General features: G+C 53.5%; 1 protein-coding gene. It reads left to right on the forward strand.

Annotated features, from left to right (window positions below):
* A partial coding sequence (locus tag EAE89_RS22005; protein WP_214086579.1) for an amino acid adenylation domain-containing protein occupies positions 1 to 8,361 on the forward strand: 8,361 nt, incomplete at both ends.

The following is an 8,361-nucleotide window of genomic DNA, read 5'->3' on the forward strand; positions in this document are numbered from 1 at the left end:
GATTGGCTGTTGATTTACGTGAATACCTGAGTGCGATTTTACCGGATTATATGGTGCCGGTCGCGTTTGTGCAGCTGGATACCTTCCCGCAAACCCCGAATGGTAAGCTGGATCGCCGGGCGTTGCCGGCACCGGACAATGAAGCTTTTGCCCGTCAGAGCTATGAGACACCGCAGGGGGAGACAGAAACCACACTGGCGACGATTTGGTGTGAGTTGCTGGGGATTGACCAGATTAGTCGGCACGATAATTTCTTTGCCCTAGGCGGCCATTCGTTACTGGCAATGCGGGTGATGAACCGGGTAGCCGCGCTGGGTGTCGAACTGCCGTTGACTACCCTGTTTTCGTCTCCTACTTTGATGGCTTTTGCTGAGGTCATGCAGGCTCGGTCTAGTCAACAGGGCGCTATATTGCCGGCCATCCTGCCGATATCCCGTGAGGAAGTGCTGCCGCTGTCATTTGCTCAACAGCGTCTGTGGTTCCTGGCTCAGTTGGATGGCGTCAGTGAGACTTATCATATCCCGATGGCCCTGCGCTTGGGTGGTCAACTGAATATTGTGGCCTGGCAGCAGGCGCTGGATGCTTTGTTTGTTCGTCATGAGGCGTTACGTTCTGTCTTTGTCTCGGTTGATGGTCAACCGCAAGTACGGCTATTGGAAGCGGATAGCGGCTTGCCTTTATCTCAACATGATCTGCGTGGACTCCCGGATGCCGACATGGTGCTTGAGCGTTTGAACGACGAGGAAGCCCATACTTCATTTGATCTTGACCATGGTCCGCTCATCCGTGCCCGTCTTATCCGGCTTGCCGATGATGAATACCAGTTCTTGCTCACCCAGCATCACATTGTTTCCGATGGCTGGTCTGTCAGTGTGCTGATACGTGAATTGAATGCGCTCTATACGGCATTTCTGGCCGGGCAACCGGACCCATTGCCACCGCTGGCGATTCAATACCCGGATTATGCCGCTTGGCAGCGCCAGTGGCTGTCGGCTGAACGTACCCGGATTCAATCCGACTATTGGAGTACTATGCTGGCTGACGCGCCGGTTCTGCTGGATCTACCCACTGACCGACCCCGTCCGCCTGAGCAGTCGTTTGCCGGCAATGTCGTGCCGGTTAACTTGGATGCGGCGTTAACGACCGCGTTGAAACGTCTGAGTGAGCAACACGGTGTCACGTTATTCATGACGCTGCTGTCCGCCTGGGCAATAGTCCTGTCGCGCCTGTCAGGTCAAGAGGATGTGGTGATAGGCACGCCGAGTGCTGGTCGCAGTCGTCAGGAAGTGGAACCGTTGATCGGGTTCTTTGTGAATACGCTGGCGTTGCGCATGGATTTGTCGGGCGAGTTGACGATAACCGAGTTGCTGGCACGTGTACGGCAAACCGCCTTAGCGGCGCAGGAACATCAGGATCTACCGTTTGATCAGGTGGTGGAAATTGTGCAACCGCCGCGCCGACTGGCGCATACGCCGTTGTTCCAGGTGATGTTTGCCTGGCAGAACAATGAGAACGCGGAATGGCAGCTACCGGGGCTGGCTGTGTCAGCAGTCGATCAAGCTCTTGGTGACGTCCAGTTTGATCTTGATCTTAGCTTGTCAGAAGAGGAGGGCGGGATTGCTGGTGTGCTGAGTTATGCCACCGCCCTGTTTGATCAACCGACCATAGAGCGGCAGGTGGGATATCTGCACATGGTACTGCAAGCCATGGTTGCTCATGCCGAACAGCGGATTGGGGAAATCAATATTCTGCCCCCGGCAGAGCGCAGGTTATTACTGGAAACCGGGAACGTGGCGGAAAGCGAGTATCCTGATGCGTTATGTCTTCATCAGTTATTTGAGCAACAGGTGGAGAAAACTCCAGAGGCGACGGCACTGGAGTATCAAGAGCAAACCCTTAGCTATGCGCAGTTAAATGCCCGTGCTAACCGGTTGGCTCATCAGCTGATTGCCTTGGGCGTAGAGCCGGACCAGCGGGTGGCGATTTGCGTATCACGGTCTCCGGCCATGGTGGTAGCGCTGTTGGCAGTGTTGAAAGCGGGTGGCGCTTATGTGCCTTTGGATTCAACTTATCCAATGGAACGTTTGACATATATCCTGAATGACACCACGCCGTCAGTGGTATTAGCGGATGTGACTGGGCAGGCAGCACTAGGTAACGAATCGTTAGCTGGGCTGACGGTACTTGACCCGAATACCCTGCCAGACCAGCCGGATAATAATCCATTGGTGACGGCATTGACACCACAGCATTTGGCGTATGTCATCTATACTTCTGGCTCTACCGGGCAGCCTAAAGGGGTGATGGTGGAACATCAGGCGGTATATCAGCGTCATTTGGGTTTTAATGAAAGCTATGCGATCACGGCGAAAGACCGGTTATTGCAATTTGCTTCTTTTGCTTTTGATGTTTCAGTAGAAGAATGCTTCTCGACATTATGCAACGGCGCCACGCTGGTGATGCGTGATGACAGCTGGCTGACTTCTGTTCAGGAATTTATTGCCTTAGCCGGGCAAAACCGGATCACGGTGATGTCTCTGCCGGTGTCATTTTGGTCTGAATTGATTGCCAGAGACGATGGATTACCGCTGCCGGATTGTCTCTGGCTGATCATCATTGGGGGTGAGGCGGTTAAAAAGAGAGCTGTTCAGGATTGGTTTGCGCGGGAAATCCACCGACCCCGGTTATTGAACGCGTACGGCCCGACGGAAAATACCGTGACAGCGACCTGTAAGGAGATAGTATCCCCTGCCGATGATTGTTCTATTGGTCGGCCACTTAAAAATACTTGTGTCTACCTGCTGGACAGATACGGTCAGCCAGTACCATTAGGCTGTGTGGGTGAAATGTATATTGGTGGTGTCGGGGTGGCACGGGGTTATTTGAACCGGCCAGAATTGAGCGTAGAACGTTTTATACCAGACCCCTTTAATCCGGTATCTGATGCGCGGATGTATCGTACTGGGGATTTGGCCCGCTATCTGCCAGACGGTAATCTAGAATTCCTAGGCCGTAACGACGAGCAGGTTAAAATCCGTGGTTTCCGGGTTGAGCTGGGTGAAATTGAAATCCGGCTGATGGAACACCCAGCAGTGCAAGAGGCGGCAGTGCTGACGCTGGATGATGGGCAGAATAAACGGTTGGTCGCCTATGTAATCGCGGAAGTCCATGAAGGGTTGGCAGCCCGTTTGCGTGAACATCTGAGTGCTGTTTTACCTGATTATATGGTCCCAGTAGCTTTTGTGCGCTTGGATGCCTTCCCGCAAACCTCTAACGGCAAGTTGGATCGCCGGGCGTTGCCTGCGCCAGGGGAGGAGGCGTTTGCCCGTCAGGTCTATGAGGCCCCGCAAGGAAAGGTAGAAACAATGCTGGCAGCTGTCTGGTGTGAACTGCTGGACGTTGAGCAGGTCAGCCGACATGACAGCTTCTTTGCGCTGGGCGGTCATTCACTGCTTGCTGTGCGCATGATTGAACGATTACGGCGTGTCGGTTTGGGTGTATCGGTACAAACGCTATTCCAGCATCCAACACTCTGTATTCTGGCCCAGTCTCTGGTTCAGCATAATGAAATCCAGGTGCCTGCTAACCGTATTACACCGGATACTACAGTGCTGACACCGGATCTGCTGCCGTTGATTGACCTGACTCAGCCTGAGATTGATCGCATTATTGACCAAGTACCGGGCGGAATAGCCAATATTCAGGATATCTATGCGCTGTCGCCGTTGCAGGACGGTATCCTGTTCCACCATCTGCTAGAGGATGAAGGTGATCCGTATCTGTTAATCGGCCAGATGATTTTTGCTGACAGGGCGATGTTGGACCATTATTTAGCGGCGGTTCAACGGACAATTGATCGGCACGATATTTTGCGCACCGCCTTTATTTGGCAGGGGTTATCAGTTCCGGCGCAGGTGGTCTGCCGTCAGGCCCCATTGTCAGTGACTGAATTGACACTAAACCCAGCTGACGGTTCGGTCAGTGACCAGTTAACCCGGCGTTTTGACCCACGTCAGTATCGTCTTGACCTGAGTCAGGCCCCGTTGTTGCGTTTTGTCATTGCCCAAGAAACTGATGGTCGCTGGTTCTTATTGGAATTGCATCATCACTTGATCGGTGACCATGAAACGATGGAAGTGATGCACCGTGAAGTGCAGGCGTATCTGACGGCTCAGGAAGACAACCTACCGACACCGGTACCGTTCCGTAATTTGGTGGCTCAGGCGCGGTTAGGTGTCAGTCAGGAAGAACACACTCGCTTCTTTACTGACATGTTAGCAGAGGTGGATGAACCGACCCTGCCGTTTGGTTTGATGGAAGTGCATCGTGATGGTTCGCAGGTGATGGAATCTCACCGGATGCTGACCGCTGGGTTGAATGACCGTCTGCGTAGTCAGGCCCGGCGTTTGGGTGTCAGTCTGGCAGCGTTGTGTCATCTAGCCTGGGCGCAGGTATTGTCGCGTACCAGTGGTCAGAAGAATGTCGTGTTTGGCACGGTGTTGTTTGGGCGTATGCAGGCAGGTGAAGGTGCCGAGAATGGCATGGGATTGTTTATCAATACGTTGCCGTTGCGGCTGGATATCGATGAGACCCCGGTACGGGATAGCGTGCAGGCCGCCCATACCCGATTGGCTGGATTATTGGCGCATGAACATGCTTCATTGGCGCTGGCCCAGCGGTGCAGCGGGGTGCGGGGGGATATCCCACTCTTTAATAGTCTGTTGAACTATCGGCATAATACTCTGGTGGAAACGCCAGATGACCTGATAAGCGGTATTGAATTTCTGGGTGGACAGGAGCGGACTAACTATCCATTTGTGCTGTCGGTGGAAGATTTTGGCGAATCGTTGGGACTGACCGCTCAGGTAATACAACCGTTTGATCCGGCCCGGTTATGTGGCTATATGCAGCAGGCGCTGGAGAGTCTGGTTGAGGCGCTTGACCAGTCCCCGGAGACTCCGGTACGGGCGTTGAATATCCTGCCTGAAGCGGAGCGGAGGTTGTTGCTAAAAACGTTGAACGCGACGGAAACCACGTATCCTGAGCAGTTATGCATTCATCAGTTGTTTGAACAGCAGGCAGCGAAAACTCCAGAGGCGACGGCACTGATAGCAGGAGATAAGACCTTAAGCTACGTGGAACTGAATATGCGTGCTAACCGGTTGGCTCGTCAGTTGATCGAACAAGGGGTTTGTCCTGATGAGTACATCGTGATCCTATTGGAGCGGTCGGTTGAACTGGTGGTAGCCCAATTGGCTATCCTTAAGGTTGGTGCCGTTTACGTGCCGATAGATACCCGTGTGCCGGAAGAACGGCGAAATTGGTTGATAAATGATTGTTCAGCCAAGTTATTGATTACTGATGTGCAAACTGATATCCCGGCTGGTCTCTCAGTTCCGTTGCTGCGTCTTTCTGATGAGGAAAATACGGGCAGAGAGGAAGATCGTATCAACCTTGATCTGGCGCGTTACAGTACCGGATCAGCGTATATCATGTACACATCAGGCTCGACTGGCATGCCAAAAGGTGTGGTCGTACCTCATCGTGCGGTGGTCAGGCTGGTCATCAATAATGGCTATGCTGAAGTCGGGCAGGATGACCGGGTTGCCTTCGCCGCTAATCCGGCTTTCGATGCCAGCACGTTTGAAGTTTGGGCACCCTTGCTCAACGGTGGAACGCTGGTGGTTATCGACCGCACCACGTTATTGACACCACAGGAGTTTGTACAGGCTTTACAGGCTCACCGCGTCACAGTTATGTGGCTGACTGTCGGGTTGTTTAACTGGTTGGCGGCAGAGTTATCTCCGGTTCTTCCGCAGATTAAAATCTTGATTGTCGGGGGTGATGCCCTTGACCCTTATGTCATTGGTCAGGTGCTGAGCAAAAATCCGCCACAACAGTTATTAAATGGCTATGGGCCGAGTGAAGGTACTACCTTTACTACGACATACCGTATTAATGCATTAGCGCAGGGAGCAACCAACGTCCCAATTGGCCGACCGGTAGCCAACACGCAGGTTTATCTGCTGGCTGCTGATGGTCAACCGGTGCCGCTGGGAGTAACCGGCGAGATTTATATTGGTGGAGATGGGGTAGCCCAAGGTTATCTTAATCGCCCTGAGTTAACCGCTGAACGTTTCCTTACTGATCCGTTCAGTGATAACCCAGATGCTCGCATGTACCGGACCGGGGATTTGGCTCGCTATCTGCCGGACGGTAATCTGGAATTCCTGGGCCGCAACGACCAGCAGGTTAAAATCCGTGGTTTCCGGATTGAACTGGGAGAAATTGAGACGCGTCTGGCAGAGCACCCGGCGGTGTGTGAGGTTGTTGTATTGGCACTGGGTGAGGGGCAGGATAAACAGCTGGTTGCCTATGTGGTGGCGGAAGCGCATGAGGGGCTGGTTAATAGTTTGAGTGAATACCTAAGTGCCCTGCTACCTGATTATATGGTGCCAAGTGCTTTTGTACGTCTGGATGCATTGCCATTGACTGCGAATGGTAAGTTGGATCGTCGTGCGCTACCTGCTCCGGATGGTGAAGCGGTTGCCCGTCAGGTTTACGCCGCGCCGCAGGGAGAAACAGAAATGGCCCTGGCGTCGATTTGGCGTGAATTACTGGGGATTGAACAGGTCAGTCGGTATGACAGCTTCTTTGCACTGGGCGGCCATTCATTGCTGGCGGTACGCATGATTGAACGCCTGCGTCATCTGGGATTGACACTGGCGGTGCGTGATCTGTTCCAGTCGCCGGTGTTGTCAGACTTGGCCCAAACGTTGGGGCAGTATCGGGCTGTGATCGTGCCTGCTAATGTTATTACGCCAACAACCACCGTATTGACACCGGAAATGTTGCCGCTGATAGATCTGACTCAGCCAGAGATTGACCGTATCGTCGGGCAGGTGCCGGGTGGGATGACCAATATTCAGGATATCTATGCGTTGTCACCGTTGCAGGACGGGATTTTGTTCCACCATTTACTGGCAAGCGAAGGTGATCCGTATTTGTTAGCCAACCAGATGGTCTTTGCTGACCGGACTCTGCTGGACCGCTATTTGACGGCGGTGCAACAGGTGGTTGATCGTCATGACATCCTGCGGACCGCCTTTATCTGGCAAGAGTTGTCTGTGCCGGCTCAGGTAGTCTGGCGTCAGGCACCTTTGTCGGTGACTGAATTGACGCTGGACCCGTCTGATGGGCCAGTTTGTGATCAACTGGCTGAACGTTTTAATCCTCTTCATTATCGTCTTGATTTGGGTCAGGCACCGTTGCTGAGTTTTGTGGTGGCGCAGGAGACCGATGGCCGCTGGTTCTTACTGGAGTTGCAACATCACCTGATTGGCGACCACACCACGATGGATGTGATGAACAACGAGGTTCAGGCATATCTTGCTGGACGGGAGGGCAACTTGCCGGTGCCGACACCTTTCCGCAATCTGGTCGCTCAGGCCCGGTTGGGGGTCAGTCAGGAAGAACACACCCGTTTCTTTACTGACATGTTAGCGGAGGTGGATGAACCAACCCTGCCGTTTGGTTTGACGGAGGTGCATAGTGATGGTTCACAGGTGACGGAATCTTACCGGATGCTGCCCGTCGGATTGAATGACCGTTTGCGTAGTCAGGCTCGGCGTTTGGGCGTCAGTCTGGCGGCACTGTGCCATCTGGCTTGGGCGCAGGTATTGTCGCGTACCAGCGGGCAGGAAAAAGTGGTGTTCGGCACGGTGTTGTTTGGGCGGATGGCGGCAGGCGAAGGTGCCGACAATGGCATGGGGTTGTTTATCAATACCCTACCGTTGCGGCTGGATATCAATGAGACTCCGGTACGAGACAGCGTACAGGCCGCCCATACCCGGCTGGCCGGATTATTGACGCATGAGCATGCTTCACTGGCGCTGGCCCAGCGTTGCAGTGGGGTGCGGGGGGATATCCCACTCTTTAGCAGCCTGTTGAACTATCGGCATAATGCCTTGCTGGCAACGTCAGATGAGTTGATAAGCGGTATTGAATTCCTGAGTGGTCAGGAGCGGACCAACTATCCGTTTGTGCTGTCGGTGGAGGATTTTGGTGAATCGCTGGGACTGACCGCTCAGGTGGTACAACCGTTTGATCCGGAAAACCTGTGCGGTTACATGCAACAAGCGCTGGAAAGTTTGGTAGAGGCGCTTGAACAAGCCCTTGATACACCGGTGCAGGCACTGAATATCTTGCCGGAAGTGGAACGGAAACTGCTGCTAGAAACCTGGAATGCGACGGAAACGGCGTACCCTGACCCGTGGTGTGTTCACCAATTGTTTGAACAGCAGGTAGAGAAAACCCCGGACGCGACTGCGTTAGAGTATGAAACGCAGACGCTCAGTTATG

Origin of the sequence: Photorhabdus heterorhabditis (assembly GCF_018448905.1) — a bacterium.
GTDB lineage: Bacteria > Pseudomonadota > Gammaproteobacteria > Enterobacterales > Enterobacteriaceae > Photorhabdus > Photorhabdus heterorhabditis.